The sequence below is a fragment of the Carboxydocella sporoproducens DSM 16521 genome, assembly GCF_900167165.1.
Classification (GTDB): Bacteria; Bacillota.
In genome coordinates, this window is record NZ_FUXM01000003.1 from 1 (window position 1) to 16,915 (window position 16,915).

A 16,915-nucleotide genomic window follows, 5' to 3' on the forward strand; every position below is an offset into this window, starting at 1 on the left:
AGCCGCAAGGCTTTGAGCGGACCGGTACTAATAGGTCGAGGTCTTAACCTCAAAAGAACTCTGTGCGGTTTTGAGGGAGCAATCCCTTGAATTGAATAATGTTCCCCGATAGCTCAATGGTAGAGCGCCCGGCTGTTAACCGGTAGGTTGCAGGTTCGAGTCCTGCTCGGGGAGCCAGTCCGGTGGCAATGGCGGTGGGGCAACACCCGTTCCCATACCGAACACGGCAGTTAAGCCCACCAGCGCCGATGGTACTTGGACCGCAGGGTCCTGGGAGAGTAGGTCGCTGCCGGACAAAGAACCCCTCTGATCAGAAGATCAGAGGGGTTTTGCATTTCATCGCAGTTTCAGGTAAGGAAAATAAAAGGAATTGCTTGGAATTTGTCGAATTGATATATCTGACAGGGAATGGGGGGAGACCGATATGGAATTAAATTTGGAGCAAAGAAAATTAATTCAGCTAAAACCAAATGGTCAATGTTTAATTAAAGGAGTAGCTGGTTCTGGTAAAACTACAGTTGCGGTCTATCGGATCCCTTTTTTGCTTAATTATTATTGTTATCAGCCGGATGACAATGTACTTCTGGTGACTTTTACTAAAACACTCACAAATTATATAAAATATTTATATGACAGGGTTAACGATGAGGATAAATTACCATATCCAAGTCTTTTTAGCCCTGAAAATGCAAGGGTTGAGATTATTAATATTGATAGCCTGGTTTACAAATACTTTCAGCAATATCAGCTTTGTAATAATGTTAGATTTAATTTATTAACTGATAAAAGGTTAGCATATACATATCTGGCTCAGACAATAAATGAGTTAAAGAGACAATATTCGAATATTTCACTACTTGATCAGCAACATATAATTTTTTTATATGATGAAATTGATTGGATAAAATCCTGTAATTATCTTGAACTAGAAGAATATCAAAATGCAGATCGCCTGGGTCGCATGGGGAAGCAGGGCAGTGATGGACCTAAGAAGTTGCCCAAAAACTCGGAGACTAGAAGAGCAATTTTTGAATTAATGAAACTGTATAATGAAAAATTAAGAAGCAGCGGATACGTGGATTTTAAGGATATGGCGTTGTATGCTTTGAAGCAGGCGAAAACTAAAGTTGATAAAAAGTATACGCATATAATTATTGATGAAAGTCAAGATTTGACACGGGTACAATTAGAGTTACTTAAATTGCTTTATAATGAAAAAGATTATTCCAGTATATGTTTTATTGCTGATACAGCACAAAGTATTTATCCACACTCATGGTTAGTTAAGGGCAGGAGCTTTGCCAGTATTGGTTTTGATATGACAGGTAGGAGTTACTCGTTATCCAAGAATTATCGTACAACAGCCCAAATTGCTAAAGCGGCTTACAGTCTAATTGAAAAGGACCCTGAGATTATCGAGGATGAGAACTTTGTTCAACCATCTTTAATAGATAGACAGGGAAATTTTCCTGTAAGACGATATTTTACTTCTCCCCAGGATGAAGCAGAGTATATCGTTCGTGAGCTGGGTCAATATGTATTGAAAGCTTATAATCCTAAAGACATAGCTATAATTGCGAAAAATAAAGAGCAGCTCAGATATATTAAAGAACAGTTGGATAAAGCTCAAATTACGGCAAATATATTTGAACGTAAAGAGATGGATTTTGAACATGAGGGTATAAAACTGGTAACAATCCATTCTGTAAAGGGATTAGAGTTCAAAGTTGTATTTATTATTGGACTTAATTCAGGCATTATACCATACATATCTTATGCAGACGAAGAAGGGCGGTTGGTACAGGAAACAACAGACAGAAAACTGCTTTATGTAGGAATGACCAGAGCAAATGATATGTTATATTTGACTTGTAGTGGCCAGCCATCTAAATTTTTGCAAGAAATAAATTGCGAGTTTTTGCGCCTTTCGCCTCGAGCTAAAATTGGCTGTTATTATCAGATACCGATTGAAAAATACCAATTTAAAGAAAAAATTATCGATCTTTTTTCACGAGAAGAACAAGTAAGGCAATGGTTGATCAATGAGCTGCAAGAAAAATATAAATATCCTTTAGCTTTGTTGGACGTTGAATATCAGGTAAATTCTTTTTCTAAAGTTGGTCTTGTTGATATAGTCGTATCAATATATCGTAAAAATTTGCGAATACCTTATATTTTTGCTGAAGTAAAGGCTTTAGGAAGAGGCTTGCATAATGGCTTGGAACAATTAAAAAGTTATATGAGTAATGAAAAAAATTGTCAATATGGTTTATTAACTGATGGAAATGAAATGGTTTTTCTTGATAAAGACCTGCAAATGATCGATGATATTCCCGAGTTCGGCTCATGGATGTTGCCTGAATATATTATCAGGTACGAGTTCCACGATTTGAAACGAAACAGGACTTTCATTTTGGAGTTAGATCAGGATAACCCGGATGAACTAGTTGTTAGAAGCCAGGATGCTTACTCAGAAAAATATGATTTTGCTCAATTATCAGCAATAAATGTTTACAGTAGTGTTGCTGCTGGTAACCCCACTGAGATTTTTGAAGAGCCTTTAAAAGAGATGTTATTACCGGAGGAATGGTTTAATAAAGCAAACGAGTATTTTATACTCCAGGTAAAAGGGGACTCAATGATTGGAGCCAACATTGCAAGTGGGGATATGGTACTTGTACAAAGACAAACAACAGCTCAAAATCGTGATATAGTAGTTGTTGCTTTAGGAGAAGAAGCTACTCTAAAACGTTACGTTCCAATGGGAAATAGTGTTATTCTGATGCCGGAAAATAAAAATTATGAGCCTATTCTAGTCCAGGATACAAAAGCACAAATTATAGGAGTTGTGATAGGGATAATAAAACTTGTCTAATTTTGAGAGCCAAGGGGGCAAGCCGATGCCGGGAAATGCAATTACCGGAGAAGAGCATGGCCTAATATATTATCTATCTAAAGATTTACAGGAAGCTAAAATGGTAAAACTAATTGTTTCTTTTCTAATGGAGCAAGGAGCTGAATTGCTGGTAAATGACTTAAAAACCCTGGCTGCAAAGGGAGTCCCAATTCGCATTTTAACCGGACGATATCTTAATATAACTGAACCGTCGGCAGTTTACTTGCTGAAAAAAGAACTAGGAGACAGCCTGGATATCCGTTTTTTTAACCGACAAAATGTCTCTTTTCACCCTAAGGCTTACATTATTGAAAAGAAAAAGGCTGGGGTAATCTATATAGGTTCGTCTAATCTTTCCCGCTCCGCGTTAACTAATGGGGTAGAATGGAATTTCCGGTTGGAGGAGCAGGTGGCTCCTGAAGATTATGCTCAGTTTGTTGCCGCCTTTGACCGGTTATTTGAAAGGCAGTCGGAGAAGGTTACGGATGAAGTTTTGATGGAATATGCTGCAAACTGGCGCAGGACTATTTTTAGCGAAGACCGTCCACAGACGGAAGAAATAGTAAGGCCAAGAGGGGCACAGATTGAAGCTTTATATAATTTGGCTGAGTGCAGAAGAAATGGCTATAAAAAAGGGTTAGTGGTTGCTGCAACAGGTATAGGCAAAACATATCTTGCGGCTTTTGATAGTAAAAAATATGCCAGAGTGCTGTTTCTAGCCCACAAAGAAGAGATTTTACGACAGGCAGAGGCTAGCTTCGCTAAAGTTCGTCCTGGAGCAAAGACTGGCTTTTTCTCTGGGCAGGAGAAAACGCTTGATGCTGAGCTGCTTTTTGCAACTGTGCAAACCCTGGGCCAAGAACGTTATTTAAAGCCGGAAGTGTTTTCTCCCGACTATTTTGACTACATTGTTGTGGATGAATTTCATCATGCAGCGGCTGATAGCTATTTACGTGTGCTAAATTACTTCAGGCCCAAGTTTTTATTGGGACTTACGGCAACTCCGTACCGGATGGATAATAGGGATATTTTTGCTCTCTGCGACAATAATGTTGTTTATGAAATTTACCTGGCTGATGCCATTAATCGTGGACTGCTGGTACCTTTCCGCTATTATGCTTTTTATGATGATACTGATTATGACCGAATCGCTTTCAGAAATGGTCATTATGATATTAAACAACTGGAAGCAGCCCTTTCACAAAATCGCAGAGCAGGTCTGGTTCTAGAAAAGTATAAAATGTTTCAGAAAGAGAAGGCAATAGGTTTCTGTGCGGGTATTCGTCATGCAGAGTATATGGCGGAATATTTTAATCAGCATAAGGTTCCGGCTGCGGTGGTACACAGTGGGCCTTCTGAGTCCAGATACTATCTGCCCCGACAGGAAGCAATTAGCCAGCTGGTGGAAGGCAAACTCAAGGTAATTTTTACCGTCGACATGTTTAATGAAGGCGTAGATATTCCAACAGTAGATATGGTTATGTTCTTACGACCGACTGAGTCATATGTTGTCTTTTTACAGCAGCTGGGTCGAGGTTTGCGTAAGGCAGAAAATAAAGAATATCTGACGGTGTTGGATTTCATCGGTAACTATAAGCGAGCCCATCATATTCCTTATTTATTAGCTGGGAAAAACCCCATGGCTGTTGAGGGGAAGAAATTTAGATTACCTCATGAAATTGATTTTCCAGAAGGCTGTATAGTAAATTTTGATTTCAAACTCATTGACCTTTTCCAGGAACTGCGGAAACGGGATCCGCTGACACAAAGGCTTAAAGACGAGTTCTGGCGGCTTCAGGATGAGTTGGGGCGCCGGCCCACAAGACTGGATATTTACCTTGGCAGCGATATACCCCTTCGCCACTTCCTTAATATGGACGGCTGGCTGGGTTTTTTGGCCAGTATCGACCAACTGACAGCAGAAGAGCAAAACTGGCTTAACAATAATGTTGCTGCATTTTTAAGAGAACTGGAGAAAACCAGTATGACTAAGTCGTATAAAATTCCTACTTTGCTCAGCTTTATTGAAGACGATAGGTTATTACACAGTGTAAATAAATCAAGGCTGATACATGTATGGCGTGAATATTATTCTGATCCAGTACATGAGCAGGATATGGTCAGGGACAAAACCACCAGAACCTGGAGAAACTGGGATGATGAAAAACTGGCCCGACTGGCAATCCGTAATCCGGTTTTTTACTTATCGCAAGGCCGGTTTTTCCACTTCGATGAAATTAACCAGGTATTTACCTTAGACAGTTCCATTGTGGAACATATTAGTCCGTTATTGGCGGAACATGTCAGGGATATTTTGACCTGGCGCAGCACTGAGTATTTTGCGACACGATATAGAAGGGGTGAGTAATGATGGATTGTATTTTTTGTCAGCTGCCGAAAGAAACCTTTATTGCTGAAAATGAGCTTGCAGTTGCTATTTTTGACAAGTTTCCTGTTAATCCTGGGCATACGCTGGTAATTCCCAAGCGTCATTTTGCAAATTTTTTTGAGGCGACTGGAGAAGAAATAATGGCTATTTATGATTTGTTACAGGAAGTAAAAAGGATACTTGAAACGCAATTCAAGCCCGATGGCTATAATGTTGGAATAAACGTAGGGCAAGTAGCTGGACAGACTATCATGCATCTGCATGTCCATGTCATTCCCCGTTATCAGGGGGATGTGGATAAGCCCCGCGGTGGGATAAGAAACTTGAAGCCAAATTTAGTACCTTATGTGGAGGAACTGTAGAGATGAAGGTTTATAACAAACTGGTGAGAGATCGAATACCAGAAATCATTGAACAGACCGGCAAAAAGGTGGAGTATGAAGTGGTGGAGGATAATGAGAAAGTGATCCAGCTGCTGGAAGAGAAACTTCTGGAGGAATGGCAGGAGTATAAGGAGAGCGGGAGTGTGGAGGAGATTGCCGACCTGCTGGAGGTGTTGTTTGCTATAGCCGAGAGGAAAGGGATAAGCAGGGATGAGTTATTGGAGCTGGCAAGAAAGAAGGCAGAGGAACGAGGGGGGTTTAGGAGAGGGGTGGTTTTGATTGGAACATATTGATAATTGTTGCTTAAATCGATAATTTAAGAAGGAATCCACTTTCATCAGGGCGAACTAAAAATACTGACAAATCGCCAAAAAGGAAGGTTCTAATGAAGCCAGAGCTAAACCTCTTCGCTGTTATTCCTGAAAAATTTTTCAGCGTCCTGGCCAGCCCCCTCAAAGAGGACTATGCTAATATCCTCTTCCGCATTTTCCACCAGTACCGGTTGACCAATTTCGGTTTATCCAGGGAAGTTTTGCTGGATATCATCATTGATTACCTGGAGGAAAAGGCGGAAGATGAACAATTTACCCGTCTGCTCGATGAAAGCGTCTGGGAAGAAAGCCTGGACCTGGGCAGCTCGCCCCGGGACCGGGCCAGCTTTGTTTTGCGCAAACTGGAGGAAACGGGCTGGATTACCAGAGAAACCCTGGTCAATTATGAAGAATATATCAATCTCACCGATTATGCCATTCAAATCCTGGACTTGCTGGACAAAATCCGCAAAAACCACCGGGCGGAATACCAGGGTTATGTATTTGCTACCTATACTTTACTTTACACCGAGGAGGCCAGCCGGCAGGGGGCCATGGCCCTGGAAAAGGCCTATGAGCAGACGGAAGCCCTGCTCAACGGGCTGAAGGCGTTAAGTCATAATATCAAGCGCTATATTGAACGGGTTCAGGATGAACTGGATCCGAAGGCCATCTTGCGCCTGCATTTTGAAGATTATAAGGCGGAGATTCTGGACCGCAGTTATCACCGGTTGAAAACATCGGATAACGTTTCCCGCTATCGGCCTAAAATCGTGGACAGGATCAACCAGTGGTACAATGATGAAAACTGGGTACAGGAAGCGGCAGTCCATGAGGTGCAGCGCCGGCGCCAGGGGGAGCTGACCATAGAGGAGGCGCGAGAGCTGATTTATGGGCGCATGGATTTTATCCGACAAACCTACCTCAACCTGGATCAACTGCTGGAGGAAATCGATCGGCGCAATTCCCAGTATGCCAGTGCCTCTCTGTTGCAGATTCAGTACCGGCTGAACAGCAGCCAGAACCTGGAGGGGCAAATTCTTTCCCTTTTGCAGTACCTGGCCCAGTTGTTAACCGAACAGGCAGCCCGGGGAGATGATGATTTGCCAGCGGCCATGGCTGGACTGTTCAGCCTGTACAGCCAGTCTTATCTGGATGAAAAATCCCTTTATACTCCCCGCCGGGCAGCGCGACAGCACCAGCCGGCAGAAGTGGTGGAAGCGGTTACAGTGGACGAGCGGGTTCGGGCCCAACGGGTGGCGGAACTGCAGGCGCGCCTGGCGGAAAAGCTGACCCGGGACAAAATCAACCGCTATGTGCTGGAGAAACTGGGCGAACGGGAGATGATCCGGGCCGAAGAGCTGGGTATCGAGGCCATGGAGGATTACCTCAAATTGATTTACACGGCAGTCTATGGCCGTTCACAGCGGGTGGACTACCGGGTGGAGTATAGTGGACCGCGGGTAACAGCGGCAGAAGGAGCTTTTGAATTCAAAAATATCGTCATCCGGCGGCGGAAGGGAAGATAACAGGATGAACTGGTATACCCGTTATGAGGGATTGAATAACAGTGATAAAGGGGAATTTAACCGGGTGGTAAATTTATTACTTGCGGTGACTTTTGTCAATAAAAAGCATCCCGACCAGCGCCGGGATTATTATTTCATCGAACGGCATGAGGAAATGTTTCACCAGTATTTGGCCCTGGCCGGCTGGGAGCTGCGACATGATGCTGTCCACGGCGTTTACCAGGCTGTCAACAGTCAGGACTTCAATCGCTTGCGGCTGAAGCTGGAGGAGAGCATTATTCTTCTGCTCATCCGGTTGATCTATGAGGAAAAACGCAAGGAGCTGCATCTATCTGAACACGTTAGTTTCCGGGTGAGGGAGTTGCAGGAAAAATATGCTGCCCTGAAAATCAGCAAACGGCCTATCAATAAAAAGTCTTTGCGGGAAGGGTTGGCCCTGTTTAAGCGTTTTCATCTGCTGGAGGTTCTGGATGGGGATGTGACCGACCCGGAATGCCGCCTCCTGATCTATCCGGCTATTTTGCTGGCAGTCAGGGTGGAGGATGTGCGCCAGGTTTACGAGCGACTGAGCGCCTATGGGGAAGATGGGGAAGAAGGAGAAGCAGAATGAAAGACTTGACGGGGATTAAACTGATCAACTGGCATTATTTTACCAATGAAACCATTCGTATCAAGAACAGTGTACTTTTGACCGGGGACAATGGCTCGGGAAAGTCTACCATTCTGGATGCCATGCAATATGTGCTGGTGGCTGATTTGCGCAAAATCAAATTCAATGTTTCTGCCCATGATGAGACCAAACGGGATCTTTTGGGCTATTTGCGCTGTAAAACCGGCAATGACCGCAGTGATGGCAGGAAGTTTTTGCGCCAGGGGGATATTACTTCTTTTGTGGTCCTGGAATTTTTTGATACTGACAAACAAAAGCCCTTTCTGCTGGGGGTGGTGGCTGATTCCTATGCCGATGACATCAACTGGGACAGCCGCTTTTTTAAAATTGAAAACCAGGCCCTTGCGGATGAGTTGTTTTTCCTGCCCGGCACCAGACGACCGAGGAATATCAAGGTCTTTCGGGACCATTTAAAAAAATTGTCCGGTGCTACCCTTTATCCTTCCGCTGACCAGTATCGGCGGGATTTGCTGCAAAAATTGGGTTCTTTAAATGAACGTTTTTTTGAGCTGCTGGTCAAAGCCATTTCCTTTAAGCCCATTACCGATATCCGGGAGTTTGTCTACAATTATGTCCTGGATGCCAAACCCATTCAGATCGAGGCCATGGTGGAAAACTTCCGCCGTTACAGCGAATACCGCAATCTGGCCCGGCAGACCAGAGAAAAGATTGAGGACCTGACTGCGATTCTGGACCGGTATCAGGAAATCCGGAACCAGCAGGAGACGGCCCGGATGCAGGAGTATATCATCAAAGGGGCTACTGCCGTCGGTCTCAGGGCTGAGCTGGAAGCCAATCTGCGCGACAGCGCCCGGAAAGAAGAAGATTTAAACCGGATCAAAAGCGAGCTGGCCGGGCTGGCCAACCGGGAAGAGGTTCTGGAAGGGGAATGTAACGGCTACCGGGAAGCACTGGCTGCCAGTAGCACTTACCAGTTGATTAAAGACCTGGAAAGGGAGATCAGCTGGCTGGAGGTGGAGGAAAAACGGCTGGAGCAGGACAGGCAAATGCTGCAGGAACTTGCCGCTGCTGAGCTGGCTTCTCTGCGGCGCTTGCTGGCAGCCAATTGTCTAACTGAATCAGAAAAACTGACCCTGGCTCCTTTGCCGCCTCTCCTGACGGCCTTGAGTCAGGGCCAGGGCGGGGAGGAAGCGGCAGCGGTTCTGGCGGCCGGTTTGGCTGCCCTCAAAGAGGTCCAGGCCCGGCTGGACCAGGAGATCTGGACCCTGAAAGGCCGGTTGCAGGAACTGACAGAAAGGGAAGAAAAGTTACGGTCAGAACTGGCCCAGTTGCGCCAGGGACGGTTTGCCTATGACCGGCGGATTACCGATTTACAGGCCGTGATTCGCCAGGGCTTCCGCCAGGATAAGGGGCTGGAAGTGGAAGTATCGATTCTCTGCGAATTGCTGGAAATCAGGGATGAAAAATGGCGGGATGCCGTCGAAGGCTTTTTAAATACCCAGCGCTTCGATCTGCTGGTGGAACCCCGGTATTTTGACTATGCCCTGACCCTGTATGAACGCTATAAAAGGCAGAAAGGGATTTCCGGTGTGGGCCTGGTTAATACCCGGGCGGTGGAAAAATTTATCGACCGCGTGGAAGCCAATGCCCTGGCTGAAGAAGTACTGACGGATAATCCTTATGCTCGTGGTTATGTCAACCAGTTACTGGGCAATGTAATCAAATGTGAAACAGAACAGGAGTTGAAATATCACCGCCGGGCCATCACTCCCACCTGTATGACTTACCAGAACAATACTGCTCGTCAGATTAACTTTAAAGTCTATGAAACCCCTTATATCGGTGAAAAAGCTATTCCCAAACAAATCGCCAAAAAGGAAGGGGAACTGGCTGAACTGGTACGGGAACGGGAACAGCTGGCTGCTATGCTGGCGGAGCGGGAAAGCTGGCGGCGGGAAACGGCGTATAAAGAAGGCAGCTACGCCAAATTAACAGACCGCTTATCTGCTATTACCCGCCTGGCGGCGATACGAGATGAACTGGCTGCTAAACGGGCAGAGCTGGACCGGATGGATCGCTCGGATCTGGAGGCTCTGCAGGGTCAACTGGCTTTGCGGCAGGCGGAACTGAAACAGGTGCGGGAACAGATTAATTTACGCAACCGGGAAGCAGGGGCGGCAGAAGAAGCATTGAAGCGGGCCCGTAATCTGCAGCTGGAGTTAAAGCTGCAAGCCGAGGCAGCAGAAGCGGAATGGGAAGAGTTCAAAAGGCGTTATCCCGAACTGGCGGTCCGGGGTGAGGAAAGTTTGCAGAAAGAGCTGGCCCGCAAAAAGCCGCGGGAAGTGGCGGAAAGTTTTCGCATCAACTACCAGGGCCTGCTAACCCAGATCAATACCAAACAGCAGCAGTTAATGAGCTTGCAGAGCCAGTACAACAACCGGTGGCATTTCGGTGGCCGGATTGACGGGAACGATATCGCGGAATACCGGGCGGAATATCAAAAGCTGGCGGACAGCGAGTTACCGGAATACGAGGAAAAAATCCTTCAGGCTCAAAAAGAGGCTGAGGAGGAATTTAAGGAACATTTCATCTACAAACTAAAGGAAAATATTGAACTGGCTCAATCACAGTTCAACACCCTCAATGATGCCCTGAAAGATATTGCTTTTGGTTCTGACAAATACCGCTTTCTGGTTACTCCCAGCCAGAAGTACAAGCGGTTTTATGATATGATTATGGACACTGATTTGCTGGGCGGTGGCGAATCCCTTTTTGCTTCTCATTTCCGGGAACGGCACCGGGAAGCCATGGACGAGCTGTTTGAGCGCATGGAAAATCAGCACCTGGAAGCGGTAAAAGAAAACGTGGAGTTGTTTACTGACTATCGCACTTTTCTGGATTATGATATTAAGATTTACCATGCCAATGGCGAGGTTTCTACCTTTTCTAAGGTTTGTCGGGAGAAATCCGGTGGTGAGACCCAAACTCCCTATTATGTAGCGATTGTAGCTTCCTTCCTGCAATTATACCGGCTGAAGCACAATCGGGCGGCGGCGCGCCTGGTTATGTTTGATGAAGCCTTTAACCGCATGGACAGCGACCGGGTGGAAAATTTCCTGCGCTTTTTGCGGGACCTGGGCTTACAGGCCCTGATCGCTGCTCCTACCGATAAATGTGAATATATTGCCCCCTATGTCGGCACCACCTTATTAGTGATGCGGGATGGCCATAGCAGCTGGATCGAGGATTATAAAGTGCTGAAGGAAGAGATGCTCCGCCGTTAGGAGGTCAGCGATGAATCAGCATAGCCGTCAGATTCTGCATACTCTTTTAGACAAATATGAAAACAGCGGCAGTTACCGGGGCACCAGCACCAGGCCCCGCCGGCTATTTTACCGATTTACTCCCCGGACCTTGCCAGCCTATTTTGATGATACTTCAGCCCGGCAGAAAGAGGAAATTAACAGCGATATGATCCATTTGGCTGAAGCAGGGGTAATCGAGATTTTCTGGGTGAAACATGAGGAAGGCAATCTCATCCAGAAAGTGGCCCTGAGAATAGAAGGCTTACCCACTGCCTTTCATCTGCTCAGGCGTACGCCGCGCCAGAGCCGGGAAGAGAGTATGCTGGCCCTGGTCCGCAATTACCGGGGCCAGGGTCCCGCCTGGCTGGAAAACTTTCTGGCCTGGCTGGAGGAGCGGCTGCTGCTTCGGGAAGGCATTAGTCCATATCTGGACTTGCATGACATGGAAATAGCCGACCGGGTTCTGACTGCCCTGCAGGCCCTGACAGAGCTACAGGAAGAAACGCCCGAGCGGGTATTCAGCCTGCGGGTGCTGGGACATAGTAAAGCCTGGGCGGCTATTGCTCAGAGGGTCCTGCGGATAGTGCGGGATTTTCACGGGGGCTGGGGCCTGGAGGAGGCCCGGGAGGTCTGGGCGGAATTTGGTCTGGTGGCCAATCCCCAGCATATTTTTGTTCATGGTAACCTCACCCTGCAAGTAGCCGGTGGGATAGTGGAAACCCGCCTTTTCCAGCCTGATCTGGGTCTTTCTGCCCAGCTGATTCAAAATATGCAGGTGCTGGACGTCCAGGCAGACTTCCTCATCACCATCGAGAATTTGACTTCTTTTTATCAATTCATTCGCAAACATCCGGGCCAATATGTGGCAGTCTACCTGGGCGGTTACCACAACCGGTTACGGAGGGAGTTTTTGCAGAAAATCCAGCGTTGCCTGCTGGAGCAGGGCCGGGAGATTCCCTGTTATCACTGGGGGGATATCGATTACGGCGGCTTTGATATTTTCCGCCACCTGGCTGAACACAGTTTACTGCCGCTCAATCCCTATCTGATGGATTCCGAGACCTTGCTGCGGCATCGCCATTTGGCCCTTGCCATCAGTGATGCTTATGCCCGGCGCCTGGCGGGGTTGCTGGATAAGCCAGGATTTGAGGCGTTTCGCGAGGTGATAGAGGTAATGCTGCGGGAAAGAATCCGGCTGGAGCAGGAATCGGTGGAGGTAATTGTGTAGGGGGGAGAAGTTATACAGTGTAGCAGCATTATATTTATCACGAGATAAATTCGACTTAAGTATAGAAATTCCTAATTTCATACAAACAAATTAAGCAAATGATATAATGTTTATAGAGAGGTGATATATATGGAAACGAAAATTACATTAAAACTGGAAGAAGGTAGCGTAAAAAAAGGGGGCTTAAACCCACAGCCGACAACACAAAAACCCGTTTATTCTCCCCCAGCGCAAAAACCGCCGGTAAAACAAGCTTCCCCAAAATAAAAGAAAGAGCCCGTAATGACCTACGCTACAGCTACTGCAAATCCCTGCATAGCTGCCTGCAATCTTTCGACTGCAAACAACCATTACGGAACCTGCAATAACCTTTGCTCGACCATTACAAGTACCTTAGAAGCCGTAGCTGACCTCTCGGCCAGATACGACCTCCAGCGCCGCTGAGGAGCCTGCGGAACCTGGAATGATCTTAGCTCGACCACCAGGCATCCCTTTTGACCCTGCCATGATCCTTCGGACCATGACAGAGCCTGACAGGACACCGGACAGTCTGCCCGCCGACCAATACAGAGCCTTATCCGACCCTGTATTGACCTTTGGCCGACTATTACTGAGCCTTGCGACCCGGTAACAGTCTTGGCTCGGCCATTACGAACCCTTTCCGTTCATTATTGTCTCCAGCGGATAAGATAATATACAGCGAAACAAAAATTTTTTGCAAGGGTGATAGTCATCATGAGAGTACTGATCGTGCCTGATTCTTTTAAAGGAAGTTTGTCGGCCACGGCGGTGGCAGAAGCCATTCGGAGCGGCTGGCAAAGGGTGCGGCCGCAGGATGAGATAAAACTGATACCCATTGCTGATGGGGGTGAAGGGACAGTAGAGGCGCTGCTGACCGCGGTGGGCGGGGAAAAGGTAGATTGCGTTGTGCGGGGCCCCCTGGACCGGCCGGTACAGGCTTTTTACGGCTTGCTGAATGAGGGCCGAACAGCGGTTATCGAAATGGCAGCTGCTTCCGGGCTACATCTGGTACCGGTAGCGGAACGCAATCCCCTGCTGACCACTACCTCTGGTACAGGCCAGTTGATTAAGGCAGCCCTGGATCGCGGTTGCCGGCGGCTGATTATTGGTATCGGTGGCAGTGCCACCAATGATGGCGGAACGGGCATGGCTACCGCCCTGGGGGCCCGCTTCCTGGACCAGGAGGGCCGGGAATTGCCTCCCGGAGGAGGGGCCCTGGTCAATCTGTGGCAGGTGGACCTCTCGGGCCTTGACCCTCGAATCAAAGAGGTGGAAATCCTGGTGGCCTGTGATGTGACCAATCCGTTAATTGGTCCCCAGGGGGCCAGCCGGATCTATGGGCCGCAGAAAGGAGCAACTGCTGAGCAGGTGGAAATCCTGGAAGCAGGTTTAACTCGCCTGGCAAAAGTAGTGGAAGGAGAACTGGGAGTAGCAATTGCTGATTTACCCGGTGCCGGGGCGGCAGGGGGACTGGGTGGCGGTCTGGTGGCTTTCCTGGGAGCTCGTTTGCAACCGGGCTTTCCCTTGATTGCCCGGCAATGCCGGTTGCAGGAGTGGATAGATTGGGCAGAGCTGGTTATCACCGGGGAAGGTCAGCTGGATGGTCAGTCGGTTTATGGCAAAGTTCCGGTAGGAGTGGCGGCTATGGCTAAAGGTAAGCCCGTAATTGTGCTGGCCGGGTCCATCGGGCCGGGGGCGGAAAAAACCCTTACTGCTGGTATTACCGCCTACTTTTCTATTGTCAGTGGGCCGATGGCTCTGGCAGAAGCCATGGAACGCGGCCGGGAGCTACTGGTAGAGACGGCTGAACAAGTGGCCAGGATTTTAACAATCAAGAAGGCGGGGAACGGATGACAACTGACAGGGAAAGAATTGCGGAGTTAGATATATTACGGGGAGTCGCTTTTCTGGGTGTGGTTTTGCAACATGCGATTGGGATTTTTATCCGCAAACCGGATATATACCAGGAAGCGGCTCTGATTCTGGGACTGCTGTTTAATCTGGTGAAATTTGCAGTCCCGATGTTTGTCTTTATTTCCGGAGTTGGATTGCTTTACAATTACTATGAGCAACTTGACTATGCAGGTTTTATTAAAAAACGGAGCCGGGAAATTTTGTTTCCCTATCTCTTCTGGTCGTTGTTGTATTATTACCATTACTATGAGAAATTACCTCTGGATTCTCCCGGGTTGATACGATTCATGCAACAACTGGCAACGGGTAGTGCCGCTTACCATCTCTGGTTTGTGGTAATGATTTTTCAGGTATATCTCTTCTATCCCTTGATATTGCCCATTTATCGCTGGCTGAGACCAAGAGTCCAGAGCTATAAAAGCCTGTACATAATACTGGGAATGGCTGCTTTATTGTATACTGCTTTGATGGGGTTTTCCGCTTACATAGTTCCGGGTGGATATTTTAAATTTGAATCGAGTTTGCTGCAGCTAATTTTTATCAAATACAGGTCTATAAATTTTCTTTACTATAGTTTTTACTTTGTTCTTGGTAGCTTGGCGGCCTTTGCATTGGTGAAATGGCGTGACCTTGTGCTGCGCACCCTGGCCGGTAATAGTGTGGCTTTTGCCGGGCTATTCTTGTGGATTAGTTTAGAGCTTCTCCAGGGAGCAAGAAACGGAGTCGTTAATCTGGCTATATCTACTAGCTTAAAGCCCTCCATGTTTTTTTATACCGTCTCCTCGATTCTGCTGATTTATGGGTTAGCCTTATTAGTGACGAAATATAATCCACTGCTTCAACAAATTCTGAACGGGATAGGTCGCTATTCCTTTGGAGCCTATCTGGTTCATGCCCTGGCCCTGGACTATATTGTCAAACAGCTAACCTGGGCTACTCCGTCCAATTATCTGGAAATGACGCTGATAAGTTTTGGATTAACGGCGGTTGTCTCCTTTTTGTTAGCCTATTTGTCTCAGTACGTGCCTTTCGGGAAACTTGTTATGGGCAATGGCTCCAGGGGAAGAATAGAACTATTATAAAAAGGAACATTGTTTCGATAATCAGAACATGGAGGTAATAAGGATGAATTTCTATTTCACCGAGGAACAACAAATGCTGCGCCAGACGGTACGGCGCATCGCCGAGGAGAAAGTGGCTCCGCGGGCGGCAGAAATCGATGAAACCGGTCAGTACCCCTATGACATCTGGGAGGTATTCAAGGAAACGGGTTTGCTGGGGGTCAGCTTCCCGGAGGAATACGGCGGCTCAGGGATGGGAGCTACCGGGCTCTGTATTGCCATTGAAGAAGTGGCCAAATACTGTTGCAGCTCCGGCCTGATCCTGTTACTCACCTACTTACCCACATTGCCGATTCGCATTGCCGGGACACCGGAACAGAAGAAAAAATACCTTACACCGGTGGCAACAGGTGAAAAACGGGCTTCCTTCTGTCTGACCGAGCCTACTGCTGGCTCTGATGCAGCTAACATCAAGATGACCGCTGTCCGGGACGGGGACTATTATATCCTGAATGGCCGTAAGCAGTTTATTTCCGGGGCCTCCATGGCTGACTATGTCACTGTCTTCGCCAAAACCAAACCGGAAGCCAAACACCGCGGTATGTCGGCTTTTATTGTCGATACCAGTACCCCTGGCTTTTCCATCGGACGGCATGAAAACAAAATGGGAGTAAGGGGTGTGCCTCTGTGTGAGGTGATCTTTGAAAATGTGCGGGTACCGGCAGAAAATCTGCTGGGTCAGGAAAATGAAGGCTTCAAGCTTGCCATGCAAACCCTCAATTCCATGCGGCCGGTGGTAGGAGCCCGGGGACTGGGGTTGGCTCAGGGGGCACTGGCCTATGCCCTGGAATATACCAAACAACGCCATGCCTTTGGCGGGCCCCTGGCGGATAAACAAGGGCTGCGCTGGATGATGGCTGACATGATTACCCAAATCGAAGCGGCCCGCCTGCTGGTTTATCAGGCAGCTTTCCTGATCGATCAAGGTAAGATTACCAGAGAATATGCCGGTTTGCTCTCCATGTCCAAGATTTATCCCACCGATATGGCCATGCGGGTGGCGATTGATTGTGCCCAGCTGCTGGGAGGCTACGGATATATGAAGGATTATCCCCTGGAGCGCTATATCCGGGATGCTAAACAATTGCAAATTGTAGAAGGAACCAGCCAGATTCAGAGAGAAATTATCTCCAGGTGGCTGCTGGAAAACGGAGTGAACCGGCCCTTCTAAAACTAAAGGGCTGTGG

General features: G+C 47.3%; 12 protein-coding genes, 1 tRNA gene and 1 rRNA gene. All 14 read left to right on the forward strand.

Features of this window, described 5'->3' with window-relative positions; all coding sequences use genetic code 11:
• Nucleotides 1-102 precede the first annotated feature (102 nt).
• The 14 genes from B5D20_RS01710 (at nt 103) to B5D20_RS01770 (ending at nt 16,899) form a co-directional block, all read left to right on the forward strand.
• Nucleotides 103-177: transfer RNA gene (locus tag B5D20_RS01710), tRNA-Asn, on the forward strand.
• A gap of 1 nt (nt 178) precedes the next feature.
• Nucleotides 179-295, forward strand: a 5S ribosomal RNA gene (gene rrf, locus B5D20_RS01715).
• A 129-nt stretch (nt 296-424) separates the two neighbouring features.
• Nucleotides 425-2,875 (forward strand): UvrD-helicase domain-containing protein, encoded by a 2,451-nt coding sequence (locus B5D20_RS01720; protein ID WP_078664506.1) that lies wholly within the window; start codon nt 425-427, stop codon nt 2,873-2,875.
• Nucleotides 2,876-2,900: 25 nt separating this feature from the next.
• Nucleotides 2,901-5,264: a DEAD/DEAH box helicase family protein gene (locus B5D20_RS01725; protein ID WP_078664507.1), complete on the forward strand. Its 2,364-nt coding sequence runs from the start codon at nt 2,901-2,903 to the stop codon at nt 5,262-5,264.
• A complete protein-coding gene (locus B5D20_RS01730; protein ID WP_078664508.1) occupies nt 5,264-5,647 on the forward strand; it encodes an HIT family protein in 384 nt (127 codons plus the stop codon). The genes B5D20_RS01725 and B5D20_RS01730 overlap by 1 nt, the downstream gene beginning before the upstream one ends.
• A 2-nt stretch (nt 5,648-5,649) precedes the next feature.
• The gene (locus B5D20_RS01735; RefSeq protein WP_078664509.1) at nt 5,650-5,961 is read left to right on the forward strand and encodes a nucleoside triphosphate pyrophosphohydrolase; all 312 of its coding nucleotides are present in this window, start codon (nt 5,650-5,652) and stop codon (nt 5,959-5,961) included.
• A gap of 92 nt (nt 5,962-6,053) precedes the next feature.
• On the forward strand, nt 6,054-7,508 hold the full coding sequence (locus B5D20_RS01740) for a Wadjet anti-phage system protein JetA family protein (RefSeq protein WP_078664510.1): 1,455 nt from the start codon (nt 6,054-6,056) through the stop codon (nt 7,506-7,508).
• A gap of 4 nt (nt 7,509-7,512) precedes the next feature.
• Nucleotides 7,513-8,118, forward strand: coding sequence for a DUF4194 domain-containing protein (locus tag B5D20_RS01745; RefSeq protein WP_078664511.1), 606 nt, complete (start codon nt 7,513-7,515; stop codon nt 8,116-8,118).
• The gene (locus tag B5D20_RS01750; RefSeq protein WP_159071919.1) at nt 8,115-11,423 is read left to right on the forward strand and encodes an ATP-binding protein; all 3,309 of its coding nucleotides are present in this window, start codon (nt 8,115-8,117) and stop codon (nt 11,421-11,423) included. The genes B5D20_RS01745 and B5D20_RS01750 overlap by 4 nt, the downstream gene beginning before the upstream one ends.
• A 10-nt stretch (nt 11,424-11,433) precedes the next feature.
• Nucleotides 11,434-12,672, forward strand: coding sequence for a Wadjet anti-phage system protein JetD domain-containing protein (locus B5D20_RS01755; protein ID WP_078664513.1), 1,239 nt, complete (start codon nt 11,434-11,436; stop codon nt 12,670-12,672).
• 129 nt (nt 12,673-12,801) lie between these two features.
• Nucleotides 12,802-12,939 (forward strand): hypothetical protein, encoded by a 138-nt coding sequence (locus tag B5D20_RS13775; RefSeq protein WP_159071918.1) that lies wholly within the window; start codon nt 12,802-12,804, stop codon nt 12,937-12,939.
• 468 nt (nt 12,940-13,407) lie between these two features.
• Nucleotides 13,408-14,547, forward strand: coding sequence for a glycerate kinase (locus B5D20_RS01760; protein ID WP_078664514.1), 1,140 nt, complete (start codon nt 13,408-13,410; stop codon nt 14,545-14,547).
• Nucleotides 14,544-15,689 carry an acyltransferase gene (locus tag B5D20_RS01765; RefSeq protein WP_078664515.1) on the forward strand — a complete coding sequence of 382 codons (1,146 nt, stop codon included), beginning with the start codon at nt 14,544-14,546 and terminating at the stop codon, nt 15,687-15,689. Before B5D20_RS01760 ends, B5D20_RS01765 begins: the two co-directional genes overlap by 4 nt.
• Before the next feature lie 43 nt (nt 15,690-15,732).
• Complete coding sequence (locus B5D20_RS01770) at nt 15,733-16,899, forward strand: acyl-CoA dehydrogenase family protein (protein ID WP_078664516.1); 1,167 nt, start codon at nt 15,733-15,735, stop codon at nt 16,897-16,899.
• The last annotated feature ends 16 nt before the right edge of the window (nt 16,900-16,915 follow it).